The sequence below is a fragment of the Yoonia rosea genome, assembly GCF_900156505.1.
Classification (GTDB): Bacteria; Pseudomonadota; Alphaproteobacteria; order Rhodobacterales; family Rhodobacteraceae; genus Yoonia; species Yoonia rosea.
The window spans coordinates 599523-620983 of record NZ_FTPR01000001.1; the positions used below are offsets into that span (position 1 = coordinate 599523).

The following is a 21461-nucleotide window of genomic DNA, read 5'->3' on the forward strand; positions in this document are numbered from 1 at the left end:
CTTGAGGGTAACTCGAAAATGGAGGGCGTAAACAATGGCGCCCAAGCGTCCCGATGGTGCGGGCGCGTTCCCGAAAGCGGTCGATAGCCCCGCGCCGAAATCGCCTGATCCATCGCAGCTATATGCGGCGCTGGATTTGGGCACAAATAGCTGCCGGATGTTGATTGCCCAACCCAAGGGCAGTCAATTCCATGTGGTCGACAGTTTTTCAAAGTCGGTGCAACTGGGCCATGGTCTGGAAAACACCGGCAGGCTGTCCCGCGCGTCGATGAACCGCACGATTTCGGCCATGCGCATCTGCCGCGAGAAGCTCAAACGTCACGGCGTTGAACATATGCGTCTTGTGGCGACAGAGGCATGCCGGCGTGCGCTCAACGGCGACAGTTTTGTGGCCCAGGTGCGCCGCGAGACCGGCCTTAATCTGGAAATCATCAAACCAGAGGAAGAAGCGCGCCTTGCGGTGATTTCCTGCGCACCACTGGTCAGTGTGAACACCGAACAGCTTTTGGTGGTGGATATTGGCGGCGGGTCGACCGAACTGGTCTGGATTGACCTTACCAATGTGCCCAAACGCGAACGCCCCCGTGCGATCATGCGTCTGCATGCGGGGTTCAAGTCCGATCCCGGGCCTTTCGCTGCGGCCAAGGTCGTGGACTGGATTTCTGTACCTTTGGGTGTCGCCACGCTGCGCGACCAGTTCGAAGATGTCGAAGACGATGCGGCGCGTTTCGCGCTGATGAGCTGGTTTTTTGAAGAGAACCTTGAAGAATTTTCGCCCTACGCCGCCGCTCAGGCGCGCGAAGGATTTCAGATTATCGGCACCAGCGGCACTGTGACAACAGTCGCCGCGAGCCATCTGGGCCTGAAACGCTATGACCGCACCAAGGTGGACGGTTTGCGCATGACGACAGACCAGATTGACGCGGTGATCCGAGATTACCTTGTGCTGGGGCCCGCAGGACGCCGCAATGACCCCCGCATTGGCAAGGATCGGCAGGCCCTGATTATGTCGGGCGCGGCAATTTTGCAGGCGCTGATGCGGCTTTGGCCAACGGATCGTCTGTCCGTGGCGGATCGCGGCCTGCGTGAAGGGCTGCTTTATGCCCAGATGTCCGCGCATGGGGTCTTGGAAGACACCCCGTTTTAGGGTTAAGGCGCTGTCATGGTGAAACGTCCCACAAAAAAGAACACATCCGGTCGCGGGCAACGCGATCTGCATGTGAAGGTAAAGACCGCCCGCGGGCGCAAGCTCAGCTCGACCCAATGGTTGCAGCGGCAGTTGAACGATCCTTACGTGAAACGCGCGCAGACCGAAGGGTATCGCGGGCGCGCGGCCTATAAAATCCTTGAGTTGGATGATAAATACCGTTTCCTCGTGCCGGGTGCACGCATCGTTGATCTGGGCTGTGCGCCGGGTGGCTGGCTGCAGGTGGCGGTCAAGCGTGCCAATACGTTGGGCGAACGCACCAGCAAGGCGCAGGGCTTTGTGCTGGGTGTGGACCTGCAAGAGGTTGAAGCGATCGCAGGGGCCGAAATTCACCAGCTGGATTTCATGGAAGACGACGCCGACGTGAAGGTCAAGGAATGGCTGGGCGGCAAGGCCAACGTGGTCATGTCAGACATGGCGGCCTCGGCCTCGGGGCACAAACAGACCGACCACAACCGCATTATCGCGCTCTGCGAAGCAGCGGCCTATTTCGCCTTTGACGTTCTGGAAGAGGGCGGGACCTTTGTTGCCAAGGTTCTGGCAGGCGGAGCCGAGGGCGATTTGCAAAAACTGCTGAAGGCACGGTTCACGAAGGTGGCAAACGTCAAACCGCCTGCGTCACGGTCGGACAGTTCCGAAAAGTTCGTGGTGGCAACAGGATTCAAGGCGTAGGGGATCTGGGCGTGCAAGCGCCGCTTCGCGGACGGCGCCAGATGTGATCGGCGCTGTCTTGATCCTGGTTTGCGCGGAAAAACTATCCCTGCGCCCGGTTTTGGGTCTATAGTCGGCCCTGCGCCGAAACTTTCCTTGTCTGGATGCGGAGTTGTGAGAGCATCAGGTTTTGCGCGCGGAATGAATGCGGCAAATTTGGGGATCTCCTGTGGAAGAGAAGCGCGTGGCTTTGTTGGTCGGTCCAAGTTTCTTTGGCTACAATCAGAGTATTGCCCGCGCGCTGTTGGACAACGGGTATGAGACACGTGTGATCGACACTCCAGCGCATAACCCGACCGGGCTTGTGAACCGGCTACGCATCGACGTCGGCCAAGCGCTCGGGGTGCAGCGATACAAGGACCAATGGCGCAAGACGTTTAACGCTGATCTGTTGGAACGGGCGCGGGCCACAAATCCTGACCTTTTCATGCTTATCCGTGGGGAATGGATCGACCCTGAGACGTTCTCATCCATTCCCGCCAAGACAAAGCTTTTGTGGTTTCAGGATAGCGCCCACCGATGCTGCGCGCATCATTTGGAACTGGCCAAGCGCGCAACGGCTGTGTTTGTTTTTGAACGGCTGGATATCCCGTATCTGGTCGAGAATGGCGTTGATCCTGACAAAATCAGGTTCCTGCCCATGGGGTATGACCCCGAGACCTATCGCGATTTACAGTCCAGCAAAGAAGTCGACGTCTCGTTTGTCGGGCGCATGTATGACGAACGCAAAGAGCTCATACACCGCCTCGTGGATGAGCTCCCTGATACCACGTTCGAAGTCTGGGGCCGGTATGTGCGCTACAAAGAGCCCCGGACTTGGGCTTTGTGGATGCGACGTCAGATGAGCAAACGATTGCGCCAGACATACCGCAATAAGAACATCCCCCCACAGGTTACAAACGAGGTCTATAACCGCTCTAAGATCGCCCTGAACATCCACCACAGTCAGTCACAACAAGGCTGTAACCCCCGTGTGTTTGAGATCATAGGCTCTGGCACATTCCAGATTTGCGATCGCAACGATCATGTGCGTGAACATGTCAGCCGCGATGTCGTACAGTTTGAAAATTATGACGACCTGAAACAGAAAATCGTGACTTTTCTGGCGGATGATGCGCAGCGTGACGAAATTGAACGCCATTGCCGTGCGGTGGTCGGCGCACATACCTTCAAGGCGCGCATGCACGAAGCACTGAGTAGCATACGCTGTCGGACTGAGTAGCTGTGACACGCCCGAGGCCGACCTTGAACGCTAGATCCCCGATACCAGTGCAACCCGCGTTCCCCAATCCGCACAGCTATTGATCAGCGCCTCTGACGGCACCCGATCCGTCACGAAATGATCCACTTGCGCCAGTGATGCGATCTTGACCGGGGCCTTACGTGTGAATTTCGTGCTATCGGCCACGAGGATCGTGGCGCGCGCGGCCTTGATCACCTGTTGGCTCACCCGCACTTCCTCTGGATCGAAATCCAGCAGGTCGCCGCTGAGGTCAATGGCCGAGGCGCCGATCACGGCGAAATCGACCTTGAACCGGTCAATGGCCAGCGCTGCAAGGTCGCCCACCAGCCCGCCGTCTGACCGCCGCAGGCTGCCGCCGGCCACCACCACATCGCAACTGGCGTTGCTGGCAAGGATGTTGGCCACGTTGAGGTTATTGGTCACCACCATCAGATTGCGATGGGCATGAAGTGCGTGTGCCACCGCCTCGGTCGTCGTGCCGATGTTAAGGAACAGTGAGGCGTTGTCAGGGATCAGCTGTGCCGCACGGCGGGCAATCCTGATCTTGATGTCACGGTTCAGCGCGCGCCTGTCACCATAGCCGATGTTGCTGACACCCGAGGGCAGGACCGCCCCGCCGTGGATACGCTCAAGTAGACCTGCCGCGCAAAGCTGACGCAGGTCGCGGCGGATGGTTTGTACCGCGACGCCAAGGTCGTGGGCCAGTGCAGTGGCCATGACCTTGCCTTCGGTTTGGGCGAGGGCGCGAATACGGGAGAGGCGGGTATCTGTGTCCATATGTTCGTTTAGGATATAAAGCGAACGGCAGAAACAAGAAAACCATAATTTATAAAGCGTAAGTCACTTTCGTGTCGTTTTCGTGTGTCATTCGGCGAACACTGGCGGCGTTGAGCCTTGCACCCTTGCGGCTGTCACGTCAAACGCAGGAAAAATTGCAAAGAGACAGATTATGAGCGCAGATTTCGACGTATTTATCATCGGTGGTGGCATCAATGGCTGCGGGATCGCACGCGATGCGTCGGGGCGCGGGCTGAAAGTGGGTCTGGCCGAGATGAACGACCTTGGTTCGGCCACATCATCGGCCTCGACCAAGCTGTTTCACGGTGGCCTGCGCTATCTGGAGTTTTTCGAGTTCGGCTTGGTGCGCAAGGCGCTGGTCGAGCGTGAGGTTCTGTTGCGCAACATGCCCCATATCAGCTGGCCCATGCGCTTTGTGTTGCCTTACCACAAGGATATGCGGTTCGAGAATGACACGCCAACGTCGAAGCTGCTGTCGACCGTGATGCCATGGATGAAGGGCAGGCGGCCTGCGTGGCTGATCCGGCTGGGGCTCTTCCTCTATGACAATTTGGGTGGCCGCAAAATTTTGCCTGGCACGAAAACGGTTGATCTGACCACTGCTGACACAGGCAAACCGCTGAAGGGCAAGTTTCAGAGAGCCTATGAATATTCCGATTGCTGGGTCGAAGACGCGCGGCTTGTCGTGCTGAACGCCCGCGATGCAGAGGCGCACGGTGCCACGATCATGACGCGCACCAAAGTGATCAGCGCCGCGCGTGTCGATGGGCAATGGGAGATCGTGACCGAACATGACGGTGTGCAACAGACCTATACCGCGCGTGCCCTGGTCAATGCAGGCGGGCCTTGGGTTGAAAACATCGTGCGTGATGTCACGCGGCTCAACACATCCGAAGGCGTGAGACTGGTGCGCGGCAGCCATATCGTGACGAAGAAACTGTTTGATCACGACAAGAGCTATTTCTTTCAGGGCGAGGACGGGCGGATCATCTTTGCGATCCCCTATGAGATGGACTTCACCCTGATCGGCACGACCGATGCCGAGCACGAGAACCTGTCAGAAAAACCCTATGCCACGGATGCCGAGCAGGATTACCTTTGCGCCTTTGCATCGCAATATTTCGAAAAACCCGTGACCCGCGATGATATCGTCTGGTCCTATTCGGGTGTGCGGCCGCTTTATGACGACGGTGCAAAATCAGCGACAGCAGCGACGCGCGATTATGTGTTGTCGCTGGATGAAAATGGCGCGCCGCTATTGAACATCTTTGGTGGCAAGATCACGACCTACCGCAAATTGGCCGAAAATGCGCTCAAGAAGCTGACCCCGTTGATTGGTGGGGGTGATCCGTGGACAGCGGATGCGGCTCTACCCGGGGGGGATTTCAAGGTCAGTGACCGTGATAAGCTGGTTGCTGATCTTATGTCGGATTATCCGTTCCTGACCGACCGTTGGGCGCTGCGCCTGGTCAAAGCCTACGGGACCGAGGCGCGCGCCATTCTGGGTGATGCATCCGCAGCAAAGGAGCTTGGGCAGGATTTCGGCGCGACGTTGACCGAGGCAGAGGTCAAGTGGCTCATGGCCCGTGAATATGCGCGCTCTGCCGAAGATGTCGTCTGGCGTCGCTCGAAACTTGGCCTGCGCCTGACGTCCGATCAAGTCGCAGGCCTTGACGCTTTCATGGCGTCTTGAAACAAAAAGACAAACGGGGGGAACCATGACTTATATTCTGGCCATCGACCAAGGCACGACATCCAGCCGCGCGATTATTTTTGATGCAGAGATGCGGATCAAAGCGACCGCGCAAGAGGAATTCACCCAGCATTTCCCCAAATCGGGGTGGGTTGAGCATGACACGTCCGATATCTGGTCTTCTGTCGCCTCGACCTGCCGCGGTGCAATCGAGAAAGCGGGGATCACTGCCGCTGATGTGGCCGCAATCGGCATCACCAACCAACGCGAAACCACGCTGGTGTGGGATAAGACCACAGGCGAGCCGATCCACAATGCCATCGTCTGGCAGGACCGGCGGACCGCTCCGTTCTGCGAGGAACTGCGCCGCGAAGGGTTTGAAGCGACGATTACCCAAAAGACCGGACTACTGGCTGATCCGTATTTTTCGGGCACCAAGGTCAACTACATCCTGAACACGGTTGAGGGTGCGCGGGCCCGCGCAGAGGCGGGTGAGCTCCTTTTCGGCACTGTTGACAGCTACCTGATCTGGAAGCTGACAGGCGGCAAGCGGCATGTCACAGATGCCACAAATGCCGCACGCACCATGCTTTACGATATCCGCAAAGGGCGGTGGAGCACCACGATCTGTGACCGCTTCGGTATTCCTGCCGCGATGCTGCCAGAGGTTCTGGATTGCGCCGCCGATTTCGGTACCACGCGCGCGGATCTTTTCGGCACTGAGCTCCCGATCCTTGGTGTTGCGGGCGATCAGCAGGCGGCAACCATTGGGCAGGCCTGTTTTGAACCCGGTATGCTGAAATCGACCTATGGGACAGGCTGTTTTGCGCTGCTGAACACCGGCGATACGCTGGTGGAAAGCCAAAACCGCCTGTTGGGAACGATTGCTTATCAGTTTGACGGCAAACCGACCTATGCGCTGGAAGGATCAATCTTTATCGCAGGGGCCGTCGTGCAATGGCTGCGCGATGGTCTGAAAATCATTCGCGAGGCGAAAGAAACACAGCCGCTGGCAGAAACAGCCGATCAGGGACAGGAACTTTATATGGTGCCCGCCTTTACCGGCCTTGGCGCGCCGTATTGGGACGCCGAGGCGCGGGGGGCGATTTACGGTTTGACCCGCAATTCTGGGCCCGCCGAGTTTGCGCGTGCGGCCCTTGAAAGCGTTGGCTTTCAGACGCGTGACCTGCTTGAGGCAATGAAGAGTGACTGGCAAGCCTCTGATACGGATGGTGTTTTGCGCGTTGATGGTGGTATGAGCGCGTCTGATTGGTCGATGCAGTTTCTGTCGGACATCATCGGCGCGCCGGTGGACCGGCCCACAGTGCTGGAGACCACAGCGCTGGGTGTCGCGTGGCTGGCAGGAATGCGCGCCGGTGTTTATCCCGATCAGGCAGGGTTTGCCGCGAACTGGATGCTGGATCAGCGGTTTGAGCCGCAGATGGATGCGGCCACGCGCGAACGCCGCTATGCAGGCTGGCAGGATGCGGTGCGGCGGACTTTGACGCAGCGCTAATCCGAACGCCGAGCCAGTTCCCAGACCGCGAATTCCTCGGTGCGTTTGTCGCGCAGCTTTGCTGCGATGTCGGGCGAAAGGGACAGCGGCATCACAGGCGAGACGTTCTTTTGTTTCAGCTTGAGTGTTATCGCGAGCCGCTCTTCGAGATAAGCGATCACCTTATCCCATTGCTCATATTGGAAAAGGTGATCCGCGCCGATCTCGCCACCATTGATGCGCAGAAACTTGTTCTGCGAGCCCACATTGGCGAAAGGCGCGGGATCACCTTTGCAGTATTCCAGCACGAAATCATCGAAAGTGATATGCGCTGTGCTGTTTTCGTGACCGATCAGATCGGGGCGCGTCCGGTAGCGATACCAGCTGCCCAGCCAGTCGATGGGATTGCGGACAACCGCCATCAATTCAGGGTCTTGTCCGCCGGCTTGCTTGAAAAACGGCTTCAAGAATCGTTTGTAGCGATAGCACGGTGCATGTTTCAGATGCGGCGGATCCCGCAGGACCATGGACGCGCGCGGTGCCAGAGCGCCTTCAAGCGCGGTTGATCCGGTTTTGGGCACTGCCAGCAGCACCAGATTTTCTTTCCAGAAAACAAGCATTTGATCGCTGTCTTTCGTCTATCTCCGACGCAATGCTAGGCCATAAACCATTCCTTAACCACCATTCGTTGAAAGTGAATCATGAAAATTTATGTTGCAATGTTCTGCTTTTGATCTCATTAACGATGAGAACACAATGAGAACAAAAGCAGTGATTGCCGCCCTCGGGCCGGCGTGAAATAAGGACAGGACACATGGCAACGGCAGAACTCCTCAAAATGACTGACAAGAAAACGGCAGATAAAGAAAAAGCACTCGAAAGCGCGCTGGCGCAGATCGAACGGCAGTTCGGCAAAGGCTCGATCATGAAGCTGGGCGGCCAGAACCAGATGGCCGATATCGAGGCGACATCGACCGGTTCGCTGGGGCTGGATATCGCGCTGGGGATCGGTGGTCTGCCAAAAGGCCGCGTGATTGAAATTTATGGTCCTGAATCGTCCGGTAAAACGACGCTGACCCTGCACTCCATCGCGGAAGAGCAGAAAAAGGGGGGTGTCTGCGCGTTTGTCGACGCGGAACATGCGCTTGATCCACAATATGCCAAGAAATTGGGTGTGAACCTTGATGAGTTGCTGATCTCGCAGCCCGATACCGGCGAACAGGCACTCGAGATTGTGGATACGCTGGTGCGCTCTGGTGCAGTCAGCCTTGTGGTGGTCGACTCGGTTGCGGCGCTGACCCCGAAATCCGAACTCGAAGGCGATATGGGCGATAGCTCGGTCGGTGTGCATGCGCGTCTGATGTCTCAGGCGATGCGCAAGCTGACAGGCTCGATCAACCGGTCCGGCTGTATGGTGATCTTTATCAACCAGATTCGTATGAAGATTGGCGTGATGTTCGGTTCGCCCGAAACCACAACCGGTGGTAACGCGCTGAAATTCTATGCCTCTGTCCGTCTGGATATCCGTCGCATCGGCGCGATCAAGGACCGTGATGAGGTGGTCGGCAACGCGACCCGCGTCAAAGTGGTGAAGAACAAGGTGGCACCACCGTTCAAGCAGGTGGAATTCGACATCATGTATGGTGAGGGCATTTCCAAGACGGGCGAATTGCTTGATCTGGGTGTGAAAGCGGGAATTGTTGAAAAATCCGGCGCATGGTTCAGCTATGGCGATGAGCGGATCGGGCAGGGACGCGAGAATTCCAAGGTGTTCCTCAAAGAGAATCCTGCGATTGCGCTTGAGATCGAGGATAAGATCCGCGCGGCGCATGGGCTTGAGTTCGATATGGCCGACACCGGTGATGGCGATGGTGATGATGACCTTGTCGAAGTCTAGGCACCACAGGTGATGGAATGAACGAAGGGTGCCGCAGCAGCGGCGCCCTTTTTTGATGGCTGCCTCCGGCGGAAGTTTGATTGGACATGGAAAGTATCACCCCCGTTTGTTGGTGGACAGTGCCAAGAGGCGGGGCTATTTCTGCGGGCTAACAGACATATTTGCTTGAAAGTGCGCTATGACCAGTCTTGCCGACATCCGTTCGACCTTTCTGAATTACTTCGGTTCTCAGGATCATGAGATCGTGGCCTCAAGCCCGTTGGTGCCGCGCAATGACCCGACCCTGATGTTCGCCAACTCGGGCATGGTGCAGTTCAAGAACCTGTTTACGGGCGTCGAGACCCGCGATTACACACGCGCCACCACCAGCCAGAAATGTGTGCGTGCTGGCGGCAAGCACAACGATCTTGATAATGTGGGCTACACGGCGCGCCACCATACGTTTTTCGAGATGCTGGGCAATTTCAGTTTCGGTGATTATTTCAAAGAAGAGGCGATCCCCTATGCCTGGGAATTGCTGACACGGGAATTCGGCATCGATAAGGACCGCCTTCTGGTCACCGTCTATCACACCGATGACGAGGCCGCGGCGATCTGGAAGAAAGTGGCCGGTTTCTCGGATGACAAGATCATTCGCATCCCGACGGACGACAACTTCTGGCGCATGGGCCCGACCGGCCCCTGCGGCCCCTGCACCGAGATCTTCTACGATCACGGCGATCACATTTGGGGTGGCCCTCCCGGTTCGCCGGAAGAGGATGGCGACCGGTTTATCGAGATCTGGAACATCGTTTTCATGCAGAACGAACAGTTCGAGGACGGCACGCTCAAGCCGCTCGAAATGCAGTCGATCGACACCGGCATGGGGCTGGAGCGTATTGGCGCCTTGCTGCAAGGCAAGCATGACAATTACGACACCGACCTGATGCGCGCATTGATCGAGGCCTCGGCACATGTGACCTCGACCGACCCTGATGGTCCGGGCAACACCCACCACCGCGTGATCGCCGACCACCTGCGGTCCACGTCATTCCTGATTGCCGAAGGCGTGCTGCCATCGAATGAGGGGCGTGGTTACGTGCTGCGCCGGATCATGCGGCGCGCGATGCGCCATGCCCATCAACTGGGTGGCAAAGACCCCGTGATGCACAAACTTGTCCCGGCGCTGATCCAGCAGATGGGCGGGGCCTATCCTGAACTGGGGATCGGCCAGCGCTTGATTGAAGAAACGCTGCTGAACGAGGAAGTCCGCTTTAAACAAACGCTGGATCGGGGGTTGAAGCTGCTTGATGACGAAATCAGCGGTCTGGCCGAGGGTGCGGCTTTGCCGGGTGCAGCGGCGTTCAAGCTTTATGACACCTACGGTTTCCCGCTTGATTTGACGCAGGATGCCCTGCGCGAAAAGGGACGCGCTGTGGACACTGATGGGTTCGATGCCGCGATGGCAGAGCAGAAAGCCAAGGCGCGGGCGGCATGGTCCGGCACGGGTGAAGCCGCCGAGAGTGCGATCTGGTTCGATATCGCGGATACACATGGCGCGACAGATTTTCTGGGGTATGAGACCGAGACTGCCGAAGGGCAGGTCGTGGCAATTGTCGATGAAGCAGGCAAGAGCATTGATGCGCTGAGCGCGAAGGGTGCTGCGGGCTGGGTCGTCGTGAACCAAACACCGTTCTACGCGGAAAGCGGCGGTCAGGTGGGCGATCAGGGCTATGTGCGTGCACTCGTTGGTGACCCCAACGCGCAGGCGCCTCAGTTTTCAGGCCACGTCTCGGACGTCAAGAAGATGCCGGGCGGTGTCTTTGCCCATTATCTGACGGTTGATCACGGTGAACTCTCTGTCGGCGAGCCTGTCCGTCTCGAGGTGGATCACATCAATCGGGGTAAAATCCGCGCCAACCACTCGGCCACACACCTGCTGAATGAGGCGCTGCGCGAGGTGCTGGGCGATCATATCGCACAGCGCGGGTCATTGAACGCACCCGATCGCCTGCGGTTTGATTTCAGTCATACCAAAGCTTTGAGCGCCGAAGAACTGGCGCAGGTTGAACATGATGTGAATGCGATCATCCGTCAGAACACCCCTGTCGAGACACGTATTATGACACCGGATGATGCCCGCGCCATGGGTGCTCAGGCGCTCTTTGGCGAGAAGTATGGCGACGAGGTGCGTGTTGTGTCGATGGGCCGGCAGGTGGGCTCGGGCAAGGGCGCTGAAGGGAATACCTATTCACTGGAACTTTGCGGCGGGACGCATGTGAAGCAACTGGGTGAAATCGGGGCCTTTGTGACCCTGGGCGATAGCGCATCAAGTGCCGGTGTCCGCCGGATCGAAGCGCTGACAGGGCAGGCGGCACTGGATTACCTGCGCGCGCAGGATGCCCGCCTGAACCAGGCGGCGGCTGTGTTGAAGGCGCCTGCATCCGAGGTTGCTGACCGGATCAAGGCGCTCATGGACGAACGCAAGGCGCTGGCCAATGAAGTGGCGCAACTGCGCCGTGAGGTGGCGATGGGCGGCGGCGCAAAAGAGGCAGCGCCCGCCGAGGTGATCAATGGCGTCGCATTTCAGGCGCAGGTGCTGAGCGGTGTGACCGGTAAAGACCTGCCCGCATTGATCGACGAGATGAAGGCGTCCATGGGCAGCGGTGCCGTTGTGTTGATCGCCGATGCCGGTGGCAAGGCGGCTGTTGCGGTTGGTGTCACAGCGGACCTGACCGACCGTGTTTCTGCGGTGGATATCCTGCGGGCTGTCACGCCTGAATTGGGCGGTAAAGGCGGCGGTGGCCGCCCGGATATGGCGCAGGGTGGCGGTGCTTCGCTAGAGAATGTTGATGCCGCGATTGCGGCAGCAAAGACTGTTTTGGAGGGATTGAAATGAGCGCACTCTGGATTGCCCATGTGACTGTCACGGACGAGGCCGCCTATAGCGAATACGCCAAGCGCGCGACAGGTGCGATTGCCGATCACGGTGGCGTCTTTCTGGCCCGTGGTGGTGTTTATGAGCAGTTGGAAGGGCCTGATCGCCCACGCAACGTGGTTGCCCGCTTTCCCAGCCTGCAAGCGGCGCACGACTGCTACTACTCTGATGCCTACCAAGAGGCGCTGAGCTTTGCCAAAGGTGCGAGCCAGCGTGAATTGAGCATCGTCGAAGAGATCGCTTGAAAGGCCAGCTTGGCGACATGATGGCCCGCCACGCCCGGGTGGGCCGTTTGGAGTGGATCGGGCTGCGCGACGCGCGATACGATCCGGTGGAAGTTGTTCAAAGTGTTGAAGTCACCACGGCCGGATTGCTGGGTGATCACGGCCGCGTGGGCAAGCGGGCTGTCACGCTGATACAGGCCGAGCATCTACCGGTCATCGCTGCCCTTTCCAATCTGTCAGAGATCCAGCCAGAGGTGCTACGGCGCAATTTGCTTGTGTCGGGGCTCAACCTTCTGGCGCTGCGCAAGGGGCTGCTGCGCCTCGGTGATGTGATCTTGGAAATCGAGGGGCCGTGTCCGCCTTGTTCACGCATGGAAAAAGCGTTGGGACCGGGCGGATATAACGCAATGCGCGGCCATGGTGGCTGGTACGCCAGCGTCATGCAGTGCGGTGTTTTGCAGGTCGGTGACGCGGTGGAACCCGCGTCACCCTAAAGGCATTAGCTCGCGCGGGACTGGCGCTTGCGCTCGTGCGGATCAAGGTAGCGCTTGCGCAGCCGGATCGCGTTTGGCGTGACTTCGACCAGTTCATCGTCGTCGATATAGGCAATCGCCTGTTCCAGTGACATGGTCACAGGTGTGGTCAGGCGGACCGCTTCATCGGTGCCTGAGGCCCGCACGTTCGTCAGCTTTTTGCCCTTCAGCGGGTTCACCTCAAGATCGTTTTCGCGGCTGTGTTCGCCGATGATCATGCCGGTGTAGACAGGTTCCTGCGCACCGATGAACATCTTGCCACGGTCTTCAAGGTTCCACAGGGCAAAGGCGACCGAAGTGCCGTTTTCCATCGAGATCAGAACACCCTGACGGCGGCCATCAATCTTGCCTTTGTAGGGGGTCATGCCGTGGAACAGGCGGTTCAGAACGCCGGAGCCGCGTGTATCTGTCAGGAATTCCCCGTGATAGCCGATCAGGCCACGTGACGGCACATGCGCGATGATGCGGGTCTTGCCGGCACCGGCGGGTTTCATCTCGACCAGATCGCCCTTGCGCGGGCCGGTCAGTTTTTCGACCACGACGCCGGTGTATTCGTCATCCACGTCGATCGTCACTTCCTCGACGGGTTCCATGCGTTGGCCGTCTTGCTCGGAAAAGATGACCTGCGGGCGTGAGATGGAGAGCTCGAAACCTTCGCGGCGCATGTTTTCGATCAGAACGCCCATCTGCAATTCGCCACGGCCAGACACCTCAAACGCGTCACCACCGGGGGTGTCTGCGATTTTGATTGCGACGTTGACTTCGCTTTCTTTCATCAGTCGTTCGCGGATCACGCGGGACTGGACCTTTTTGCCGTCACGTCCAGCCAGCGGGCTGTCGTTGATGCCGAAGGTCACGGTGATGGTGGGCGGGTCAATGGGTTGTGCTGGGATCGGCACATCGATGCTGAGATCACAGAGGGTATCGGCCACGGTTGCCTTGGTCATCCCTGCGATGGTCACGATGTCACCGGCCTCGGCCACATCGATGGGCTGCTGGGACAGACCACGAAAGGCAAGGATCTTGGACACACGGAACTGTTCGATCTTGTCACCGGTACGCGACAGCGCCTTGATCGTTTCACCTGCTTTCAGGGTGCCTGCCTCAACACGGCCTGTCAGAATGCGCCCGATGAAAGGGTCAGCAGACAGGGTGGTGGCGAGCATCTGGAACGGTTCATCCTTGCGGGTGATCTGCGCAGGCGTCGGCACGTGTTCAACGATCTTGTCGAACAGCGCATCAAGGTTTTCGCGCGGCCCGTCGAGTTCCTCGTCACACCAACCGGCACGGCCCGATGCGAACATGGTCGGGAAATCAAGCTGTTCGTCGGAGGCCTCAAGCGCTGCGAAAAGGTCAAACACATCATCGACGGCGCGATCAGGTTCACCATCGGGCTTGTCGACTTTGTTGACCACAACAATCGGGCGCAGACCAAGGGCCAGCGCTTTGGATGTCACGAATTTGGTCTGTGGCATCGGGCCTTCAGCGGCATCAACCAGCAGAACAACACCGTCCACCATCGACAGGATACGCTCAACCTCGCCACCGAAATCGGCGTGGCCGGGGGTGTCGACGATATTGATACGCGTACCTTTCCACTCGACGGAGGTACATTTCGCCAGAATAGTGATACCGCGTTCGCGCTCGATATCGTTGCTATCCATCGCGCGCTCTTGCGTCGCCTCGTTTTCGCGGTAAATCCCCGACTGTTTCAGTAGTTCGTCAACGAGGGTCGTCTTGCCGTGGTCAACGTGCGCGATGATCGCGATATTGCGAATGTCCATTGGTCTGCCTTTAAGGGTAAGTTGGCGCGCGGATACCGTGCAATTGCAGCAAAAGCCACCCCTTATCGTAGCAATGCGGTTTTCCTCTGCCGCGACGTTCTGCTTTCGTGGCATATCGGCAGCCAAAGCTATCGCAGGCCCCACCGAAAAACCGCTATGTTGCGAAAAACTGCCTGTACGGCGGTAAGAACAGTGGTCCGCCAAGATTTGGCCACATAGTTATTGAAGATGTTGAAAAAAATGTATTTTAGTCCTCTTGAGTTAGAAAAGAATTTAGGATCGGCCTTATGATGTCTCACCTCGCTAAACCCCTATCTGTATTTGCATTTCTGGCACTGACCGCCTGTGGCGGTGGTGGCGGTGGAGGCGATACCGGCGGTGGCGGTGGCGGTGGCGGCGGCTCGTCATCTGACAACGGTCTGCCATTTGGTGCGGTGAGTGGGCAGGATTTGTCTGACGCTGAAGGTGTACGGGTTACAACGGAAACCGCGAGTGGACGGTTCACCAGCAGCACTTTCGCCGAAATTGCACCGGCGTCGATCACCGTGAATACGAACTTCTTTACCGGGGATAGCGATGGCAATCTGGGTCCACTTGACGGAACCATTGAGATTTTGGGCGAAACGCGATCGTTCACTAACGGAACGGGCACTTTGTCGACCGGTGAAGTGATCAATGTAATTTACGAACCCAACCGGACGGGGAATCACGTTGCCGCAATTGAAGTCGCGGTGAGCGATCAGAACGGGATTAGTGGCGCTGCGGCCTATCTGATCGGCTTCGAAACCAACCCCGATACAATTGCGCAAACGGGCGGGACGACAACATATGTGGGCAATTTTCAGGTCACGGGCGAGGTGTCGGGTACGAACACCGAAAGCGAATACGATGGTGGGATCACGGTCGACGTCAATTTCCTAGATAACGACGCGGACTTCACCCTTTTGGGCAACTTTAACGGCTCACAGGTTATGAACATGGAAGGCAACGGATTGGATCTGACGGGGAACAGCATCTCCGGCGAATTGATGTGCACCTCTGGCTGTAGCAATGGTCAATCTTTGGTTGACGCCACATTCTATGGGCCAAATGCGGAAGAATTGGGCGGCGTGTTGGCGATTGGTGTTTTTGTGGCTGGTCAAGGGGTCTACGACGGGGTGGGGACGTTTATTCTACCGACGGAATAGAGCCAAGACATCAGTATGAGAGCAAAGGAGCCGCGCGATTGCACGGCTCTTTTGTTTCTTGCTTCAAAGCGCCTTGTTCAGGTTCTCGTCGATCTTTTCAAGGAACCCCATGGTTGTCAGCCACCCCTGATCGGGGCCGACCAGCAGCGCCAGATCCTTGGTCATGAAACCGCTTTCCACAGTGTCCACGACAACCTTTTCCAGTGTCTCTGCAAAGTTCATCAGCTGCGCGTTGTCATCCAGTTTCGCGCGGTGCTTGAGCCCGCCGGTCCAGGCGAAAATCGACGCGATCGAGTTTGTCGAGGTCGCTTGTCCCGCCTGATGCTGGCGGTAGTGGCGCGTGACAGTGCCGTGGGCGGCCTCGGCCTCGACGATCTTGCCATCGGGGGTCATCAACTGGCTGGTCATCAGGCCCAATGACCCGAACCCTTGCGCCACAGTGTCGGACTGCACGTCGCCGTCATAGTTCTTGCAGGCCCAGACGAATTTGCCCGACCACTTCATCGCCGAGGCGACCATATCGTCAATCAACCGGTGCTGGTATTCAATGCCGGCTTCTGTGAATTTGTCTTTGAATTCCGCGTCAAACACCTCTTGGAAGAGGTCTTTGAACCGTCCGTCATAGGCCTTCAGGATCGTGTTCTTGGTCGAAAGATAGACAGGCCAGCCAAGGTTCAGACCATAGTTGAACGACGCGCGCGCGAAATCGATAATCGAATCATCAAGGTTGTACATCCCCATCGCCACGCCTGCGCCGGGGCTGTCGAAGACCTCTTTTTCAATCACGTTGCCATCTTCGCCTACGAATTTCATGGTCAGCTTGCCGGGGCCGGGCATCAGGAAATCGGTGGCTTTATACTGATCGCCAAAGGCATGCCGACCGATCACAATCGGGTCGGTCCACCCCGGGACAAGACGCGGCACGTTCTTGCAGATGATCGGCGCGCGGAACACCACACCGCCCAGAATGTTGCGGATTGTCCCATTGGGCGAGCGCCACATCTTCTTGAGGCCGAATTCTTCGACGCGGTCTTCATCGGGGGTGATGGTCGCGCATTTTACGCCAACGCCGATTTCCTTGATCTTTTCGGCGGCATCAATCGTGATCTGGTCGTTGGTCTCGTCGCGGACCTCCATCGCAAGATCGTAGTAGAGCAGGTCGATATCCAGATAGGGCAGGATCAGTTTTTGCTTGATAAAATCCCACATGATGCGGGTCATCTCATCACCGTCAAGCTCGACGATGGGGTTCTCTACCTTGATCTTTGACATAATGTGTCTCCGTGGCGCAGTTAATCTGATGCTGCCATAGCGTATCATGCGTCACACGGGAAGCCCCGGTATGCATTCGTATACTGTTTGGGGAAGTGGTAGGCCCGGCAGGACTTGAACCCGCAACCAAAGCGTTATGAGCGCTCTGCTCTAACCAATTGAGCTACAGGCCCCCTTGTGAAGATTGGAGTAGCAGACTGGACGGGTGGGTCAAGCGGCAGGAATTGAAAATTCCGTGCCACAGCGCCACCGCCGGTCCGCGCGCCAATTGTTGTTCCATTTGGCGAAATGATGCGGTAACGAACGCCAAACACGACAGGAGCCCTGCTATGACCAAGAAGAATGGCCTGACCTATGCTGATGCAGGGGTCGATATTGACGCCGGAAACACGTTGGTCGAGCGGATCAAACCCGCCGCCAAACGCACCGCAAGGTCGGGCGTGATGGCGGGGTTGGGCGGCTTTGGCGCGCTGTTTGATCTCAAGGCGGCAGGCTACACCGATCCGGTGCTGGTGGCCGCGACCGACGGGGTTGGCACGAAACTGCGGATCGCGATTGATACCGGCAATGTGGACACCATCGGCATTGATCTTGTGGCGATGTGCGTCAACGATCTGGTCTGCCAAGGGGCAGAGCCCCTGTTTTTCCTCGACTATTTCGCCACCGGCAAGCTTGAACTGGATCAGGCGACACGGATTATCGAAGGCATTGCCGCAGGCTGTGAAGCCTCCGGTTGCGCGCTGATTGGTGGCGAAACCGCAGAAATGCCGGGCATGTATCACGCCGGTGATTTCGATCTGGCCGGTTTTGCCGTGGGTGCGATGGAGCGTGGCGCCGAGTTGCCGGCAGATGTGCAAGAGGGCGATGTTCTGTTGGGGCTTGCATCAAACGGGGTGCATTCCAATGGCTATTCGCTGGTGCGCCGCATCGTAGAAGTGTCCGGTCTGGGATGGGACGATCCCGCGCCATTCGCGGATGACACGCTCGGTGCAGCCCTGCTGGCACCGACGCGGCTTTACGTCAAACAGGCGCTGGCGGCTGTGCGGGCAGGGGGCGTGCATGCGCTGGCCCATATCACCGGCGGTGGCCTGACCGAGAACCTGCCACGTGTGCTGCCCGAAGGCATGGGCGCCGAAATTGATCTGAATGCATGGGAACTGCCGCTGGTGTTTCAGTGGCTGGCGCAAAAGGGCGGCATGGCCGAGCCCGAAATTCTCAAGACATTCAACGCAGGCATCGGCATGGTGCTGGCGGTTGATGCACGTGAGGTTTCAAAAATTACCACAGTTCTGACCGACGCGGGCGAGACCGTCCATCAGCTGGGCACAGTCACGGCAGGTGAGGGCGTGCGCTATACGGGCGCGCTTTTGTGACCAAAAGAGTTGCGATACTGATTTCGGGGGGCGGGTCGAACATGGTCGCGCTCGCGCAATCCATGTGCGGCGATCACCCTGCGCGGCCCGTCTTGGTGATGTCAAATGATCCGCAGGCCGGTGGTCTTGCCAAAGCGCGCGCAATGAACATCCCGACTTTGGCGATTGATCACAAACCCTATGGCAAGGACCGTGCCGCGTTTGAAGCGGCCTTGCAGAGGGCGTTGGAGACGGCAAAGCCTGACATCATCTGCCTTGCCGGATTCATGCGCATCCTGACGCCGGAATTTACGGCGAAATGGGAAGGGCGGATGCTGAATATCCACCCGTCACTCTTGCCCAAATACAAAGGGCTGCACACCCACGCACGCGCGCTCGAGGCTGGCGATAGCGAACATGGATGTTCGGTGCATGAGGTGACCGCCGCACTGGATGATGGCCCGATCCTGGGACAGGCGCGGATCGCTGTCCATGCGGGCGACACGCCTGAGACGCTGGCGACCCGTCTGCTCCCGCTGGAGCACGCGCTTTACGTTGCTGTCCTGCGGCGCTTCGCGGCAGGCGACCGGACCCCTGTCAATCTGGACGGGTGAAGCTGCACTTTTCATCGCGCAGGCTTTCGCTTATCAGTGAACCAATGATAAATGAAAGCGCGGTTTGCAGGCAGAGATGAAGACAATCACAACGACTGAAGACTTGGCGGCGTTCTGCCAGGAAGCTGCAAAACGCCCTTATGTCACCGTAGACACCGAGTTTCTGCGCGAACGCACCTATTATTCAAAGCTCTGCCTCGTCCAGTTGGCGTATCAGGATGATAAAGGCGCGGATGCAGCCCTTGTCGATCCGCTTGTCGAGGGTCTGTCGCTTGAGCCGCTCTATGCGCTTTTCCGCGACCAAGGCTGTGTGAAAGTGTTCCACGCCGCGCGCCAGGACCTTGAGATTTTCTATGTCGATGCAGGCGTCATCCCCGAGCCTTTGTTCGATACGCAGGTCGCGGCAATGGTCTGCGGTTTCGGTGAACAGGTCGGCTATGAAACGCTGGTGCGCAAAATTGCGAAATCCGATCTGGATAAATCCTCGCGCTTTACGGATTGGTCGCGCCGTCCGCTGACGGATGCGCAGGCGACATATGCGCTGGCTGATGTGACGCACCTGCGAGATATCTATGAATATCTGTCGGCGCGTCTGGCCAAATCAGGCCGCAGCAAATGGGTTGCCGAGGAAATGGCGGTCCTGAAAGACCCTGAGACCTATCAATCAGACCCTGAAAATGCGTGGAAGCGCGTCAAGACGCGCACACAATCGGGCAAGTTTCTGGCGATCGTGCGGGAGCTGGCACGCTTTCGTGAGGACTATGCGCAAAGCCGGAACATCCCGCGCAACCGTGTCTTCAAGGATGACGCGCTGGTTGAACTCGCGTCAACAAAACCACTGTCCGAGAATGATCTGGGCCGGTCCCGTTTGTTGCTGCGTGAGGCGCGCAAGGGCGATATCGCCAATGGTATCCTGGCTGCAATCAAAGCAGGCATGGCCGTTGCGCCCAAGGACATGCCCAAGGTTGATGGGTCCCGCGCAAAACTGCAGGTGAACCCCGCCTTGGCGGATATGCTGCGCGTGCTGTTGAAGGCCAAAACCGACGATGCCGAAGTCGCCACAAAGCTGATTGCAACTTCTGCCGATCTTGATGCGCTGGCCGCAGGCGAGCGTGATGTTGCGGCCCTGCGCGGCTGGCGGCGCGAGGTGTTTGGCAATGACGCGCTGGAGTTATGCGAAGGCCGCGTTGGTTTGGCGGTGAAGGGTCAGAAGGTCATCACGGTCGCACTTTGATCTGGACGACACAGGGGCGCGGACCTACATGTGCCCCAACACCGAACCAAAGGGAAAACCATGGCGAACCCTGACTTTGAAGACCTTGTCGAAACGTTCGAATTTCTTGACGACTGGGAAGACCGCTATCGCCACGTGATCGACATGGGCAAGGCGATGCCGCCGCTGGAAGAGGCGCTCAAGGTGCCTGCGACCAAAGTTGACGGCTGCGCAAGTCAGGTCTGGCTGGTGCCCAAGATCGCGGATAACGTATTTACCTTCCGTGGTGAAAGCGACGCGATGATCGTGCGCGGGCTGATCGCGGTGCTGTCCGCGCTTTACAACGACCAACCGGTCAGTGACGTGATGAAAATTGATGCAGCGGCCGAGTTGGGCCGTCTGGGCCTGAACGATCATCTGTCTGCGCAACGCTCAAACGGGCTGCGTGCTATGGTCGAGCGTATCCGTGAAACCGCAGCGGCCGCGGCCTAGGCGATTGCCGTCAGTGCAGGTGTCAGATCGCCATAGCCGGTAAAACGCCGCTCGAATTGCAGCCCGAGCTTTGCCGCGCAAGCCTCTGCTTTTAAAGTTAATTCTGGATCATCTGTCTGCGCCTGATAGACCAGTTTTTCGTAATTCCCGAAATACATGTCGCGTAGTTCGGGATGGCGGGCAAGCCCAAGGGGCTCCCATACAAAGGCATCAAACTGGCGCACCAGAAAGTCGGTGAGGTAGAACGCGGTGATCTCTTCGTGACCCGCAAACACCTCATTTCCCTCGAAAAACGAGTAGCAATGTGGCCCCGCAACCATGCCGATCCCCATCTCGGCGCAGGCGGCCTGCAGCTGCCCGCCTGTACCGCAATCGGCATAAACGATGAAAACCGTTTCATAGGCATCGCGATATTCGGCGACGGCTTCACGGACCGCAGGGACAATTTTTTCAGGGTGGTTATGCAGGATGGCCGGCAGGCACTGAAGATCAAGGTGATCAAGGGCGTTTGCCGCTTTGATCGCCAGAATTTCGCGTGCCAATGCACCGCAGGCAATCAAAAGAACACGACCCTGTCCTTTGGGCGCGATCCCTTGGGTGGTCAGGATGGCATCAGTTGTCATTGCGGCTGCTGTACCTACGCCACACATAGGCCGCGCAGAGTGCCGACAGGCTCAGGATGGCAAAACCCGTCATGGGTGACGCTTGCAAGCCGTCCAATGCAGCAAATACCACGGCAATTGTCGCTGCCGCAGCCGCCATCACGAGCACAAGTATAAAGATCAATCGTTCAACAGGCATGTCGTCCTCCTCATTGCAAAGATAAGAA

Annotated in this window: 20 protein-coding genes and 1 tRNA gene; 14 read left to right on the plus strand and 7 right to left on the minus strand. The window is 57.8% G+C overall.

Annotated elements, in window-relative coordinates; genetic code table 11:
- The first annotated feature begins 34 nt into the window (after positions 1-34).
- The 3 genes from B0B09_RS02850 to B0B09_RS02860 all read left to right on the plus strand — a co-directional run bounded on the left by B0B09_RS02850 (position 35) and on the right by B0B09_RS02860 (position 3140).
- The gene (locus B0B09_RS02850; protein ID WP_076658284.1) at positions 35-1147 is read left to right on the plus strand and encodes a Ppx/GppA phosphatase family protein; all 1113 of its coding nucleotides are present in this window, start codon (positions 35-37) and stop codon (positions 1145-1147) included.
- Positions 1148-1162: 15 nt separating this feature from the next.
- Complete coding sequence (locus B0B09_RS02855) at positions 1163-1879, plus strand: RlmE family RNA methyltransferase (protein WP_076658285.1); 717 nt, start codon at positions 1163-1165, stop codon at positions 1877-1879.
- A 208-nt stretch (positions 1880-2087) separates the two neighbouring features.
- Positions 2088-3140, plus strand: coding sequence for a CgeB family protein (locus B0B09_RS02860; protein ID WP_076658286.1), 1053 nt, complete (start codon positions 2088-2090; stop codon positions 3138-3140).
- 30 nt (positions 3141-3170) lie between these two features.
- On the opposite strand, the gene B0B09_RS02865 is transcribed toward B0B09_RS02860, so the two are convergent.
- Complete coding sequence (locus B0B09_RS02865; RefSeq protein WP_076658287.1) at positions 3171-3938, minus strand: DeoR/GlpR family DNA-binding transcription regulator; 768 nt, start codon at positions 3936-3938, stop codon at positions 3171-3173.
- Between the two features lie 172 nt (positions 3939-4110).
- Between B0B09_RS02865 and glpD the strand changes: the two genes are divergently transcribed.
- A complete protein-coding gene (gene glpD / locus B0B09_RS02870) occupies positions 4111-5652 on the plus strand; it encodes a glycerol-3-phosphate dehydrogenase (protein ID WP_110549914.1) in 1542 nt (513 codons plus the stop codon).
- Between the two features lie 25 nt (positions 5653-5677).
- Positions 5678-7168, plus strand: coding sequence for a glycerol kinase GlpK (gene glpK, locus B0B09_RS02875; RefSeq protein ID WP_076658288.1), 1491 nt, complete (start codon positions 5678-5680; stop codon positions 7166-7168).
- Here glpK and B0B09_RS02880 read toward each other — a convergent pair.
- Entirely contained in the window at positions 7165-7767 is a 603-nt protein-coding gene (locus B0B09_RS02880; protein ID WP_076658289.1) for a gamma-glutamyl kinase, read from the minus strand. The two genes, glpK and B0B09_RS02880, sit on opposite strands and share 4 nt — an antisense overlap.
- 194 nt (positions 7768-7961) lie before the next feature.
- Here B0B09_RS02880 and recA point away from each other — a divergent pair, with 194 nt between their 5' ends.
- The 4 genes from recA (at position 7962) to B0B09_RS02900 (ending at position 12679) form a co-directional block, all read left to right on the plus strand.
- Positions 7962-9044: a recombinase RecA gene (gene recA / locus B0B09_RS02885; RefSeq protein WP_055292653.1), complete on the plus strand. Its 1083-nt coding sequence runs from the start codon at positions 7962-7964 to the stop codon at positions 9042-9044.
- A gap of 178 nt (positions 9045-9222) precedes the next feature.
- Positions 9223-11922, plus strand: coding sequence for an alanine--tRNA ligase (alaS, locus tag B0B09_RS02890; protein ID WP_076658290.1), 2700 nt, complete (start codon positions 9223-9225; stop codon positions 11920-11922).
- Entirely contained in the window at positions 11919-12206 is a 288-nt protein-coding gene (locus tag B0B09_RS02895) for a DUF1330 domain-containing protein (protein WP_076658291.1), read from the plus strand. Before alaS ends, B0B09_RS02895 begins: the two co-directional genes overlap by 4 nt.
- A complete protein-coding gene (locus B0B09_RS02900; RefSeq protein ID WP_375342211.1) occupies positions 12203-12679 on the plus strand; it encodes an MOSC domain-containing protein in 477 nt (158 codons plus the stop codon). The genes B0B09_RS02895 and B0B09_RS02900 overlap by 4 nt, the downstream gene beginning before the upstream one ends.
- Before the next feature lie 5 nt (positions 12680-12684).
- Here B0B09_RS02900 and typA read toward each other — a convergent pair whose 3' ends face one another.
- The gene (typA, locus tag B0B09_RS02905; protein ID WP_076658292.1) at positions 12685-14502 is read right to left on the minus strand and encodes a translational GTPase TypA; all 1818 of its coding nucleotides are present in this window, start codon (positions 14500-14502) and stop codon (positions 12685-12687) included.
- Positions 14503-14789: 287 nt separating this feature from the next.
- Between typA and B0B09_RS02910 the strand changes: the two genes are divergently transcribed.
- Positions 14790-15689, plus strand: a complete 900-nt coding sequence (locus B0B09_RS02910; protein WP_076658293.1) for a transferrin-binding protein-like solute binding protein — start codon at positions 14790-14792, stop codon at positions 15687-15689.
- Between the two features lie 63 nt (positions 15690-15752).
- Here B0B09_RS02910 and B0B09_RS02915 read toward each other — a convergent pair whose 3' ends face one another.
- Positions 15753-16961: an NADP-dependent isocitrate dehydrogenase gene (locus B0B09_RS02915; RefSeq protein WP_076658294.1), complete on the minus strand. Its 1209-nt coding sequence runs from the start codon at positions 16959-16961 to the stop codon at positions 15753-15755.
- Positions 16962-17057: 96 nt separating this feature from the next.
- Positions 17058-17134, minus strand: a tRNA-Ile gene (locus B0B09_RS02920).
- Positions 17135-17290: 156 nt separating this feature from the next.
- On the opposite strand from B0B09_RS02920, the gene purM reads away from it, so the two are divergent.
- From purM to B0B09_RS02940, 4 genes are all read left to right on the plus strand, one after another.
- Entirely contained in the window at positions 17291-18334 is a 1044-nt protein-coding gene (purM, locus tag B0B09_RS02925; RefSeq protein WP_076658295.1) for a phosphoribosylformylglycinamidine cyclo-ligase, read from the plus strand.
- Positions 18331-18927, plus strand: coding sequence for a phosphoribosylglycinamide formyltransferase (gene purN / locus B0B09_RS02930; RefSeq protein WP_076658296.1), 597 nt, complete (start codon positions 18331-18333; stop codon positions 18925-18927). Before purM ends, purN begins: the two co-directional genes overlap by 4 nt.
- A 76-nt stretch (positions 18928-19003) precedes the next feature.
- Positions 19004-20161, plus strand: a complete 1158-nt coding sequence (rnd, locus tag B0B09_RS02935) for a ribonuclease D (protein ID WP_055293362.1) — start codon at positions 19004-19006, stop codon at positions 20159-20161.
- Between the two features lie 60 nt (positions 20162-20221).
- Positions 20222-20632 (plus strand): SufE family protein, encoded by a 411-nt coding sequence (locus B0B09_RS02940; protein WP_076658297.1) that lies wholly within the window; start codon positions 20222-20224, stop codon positions 20630-20632.
- Here B0B09_RS02940 and B0B09_RS02945 read toward each other — a convergent pair.
- Both B0B09_RS02945 and B0B09_RS02950 read right to left on the minus strand, forming a co-directional pair.
- On the minus strand, positions 20629-21255 hold the full coding sequence (locus B0B09_RS02945) for a DUF1638 domain-containing protein (RefSeq protein ID WP_076658298.1): 627 nt from the start codon (positions 21253-21255) through the stop codon (positions 20629-20631). The two genes, B0B09_RS02940 and B0B09_RS02945, sit on opposite strands and share 4 nt — an antisense overlap.
- Positions 21245-21433 carry a hypothetical protein gene (locus tag B0B09_RS02950; protein WP_076658299.1) on the minus strand — a complete coding sequence of 63 codons (189 nt, stop codon included), beginning with the start codon at positions 21431-21433 and terminating at the stop codon, positions 21245-21247. Before B0B09_RS02950 ends, B0B09_RS02945 begins: the two co-directional genes overlap by 11 nt.
- Between the last annotated feature and the right edge of the window lie 28 nt (positions 21434-21461).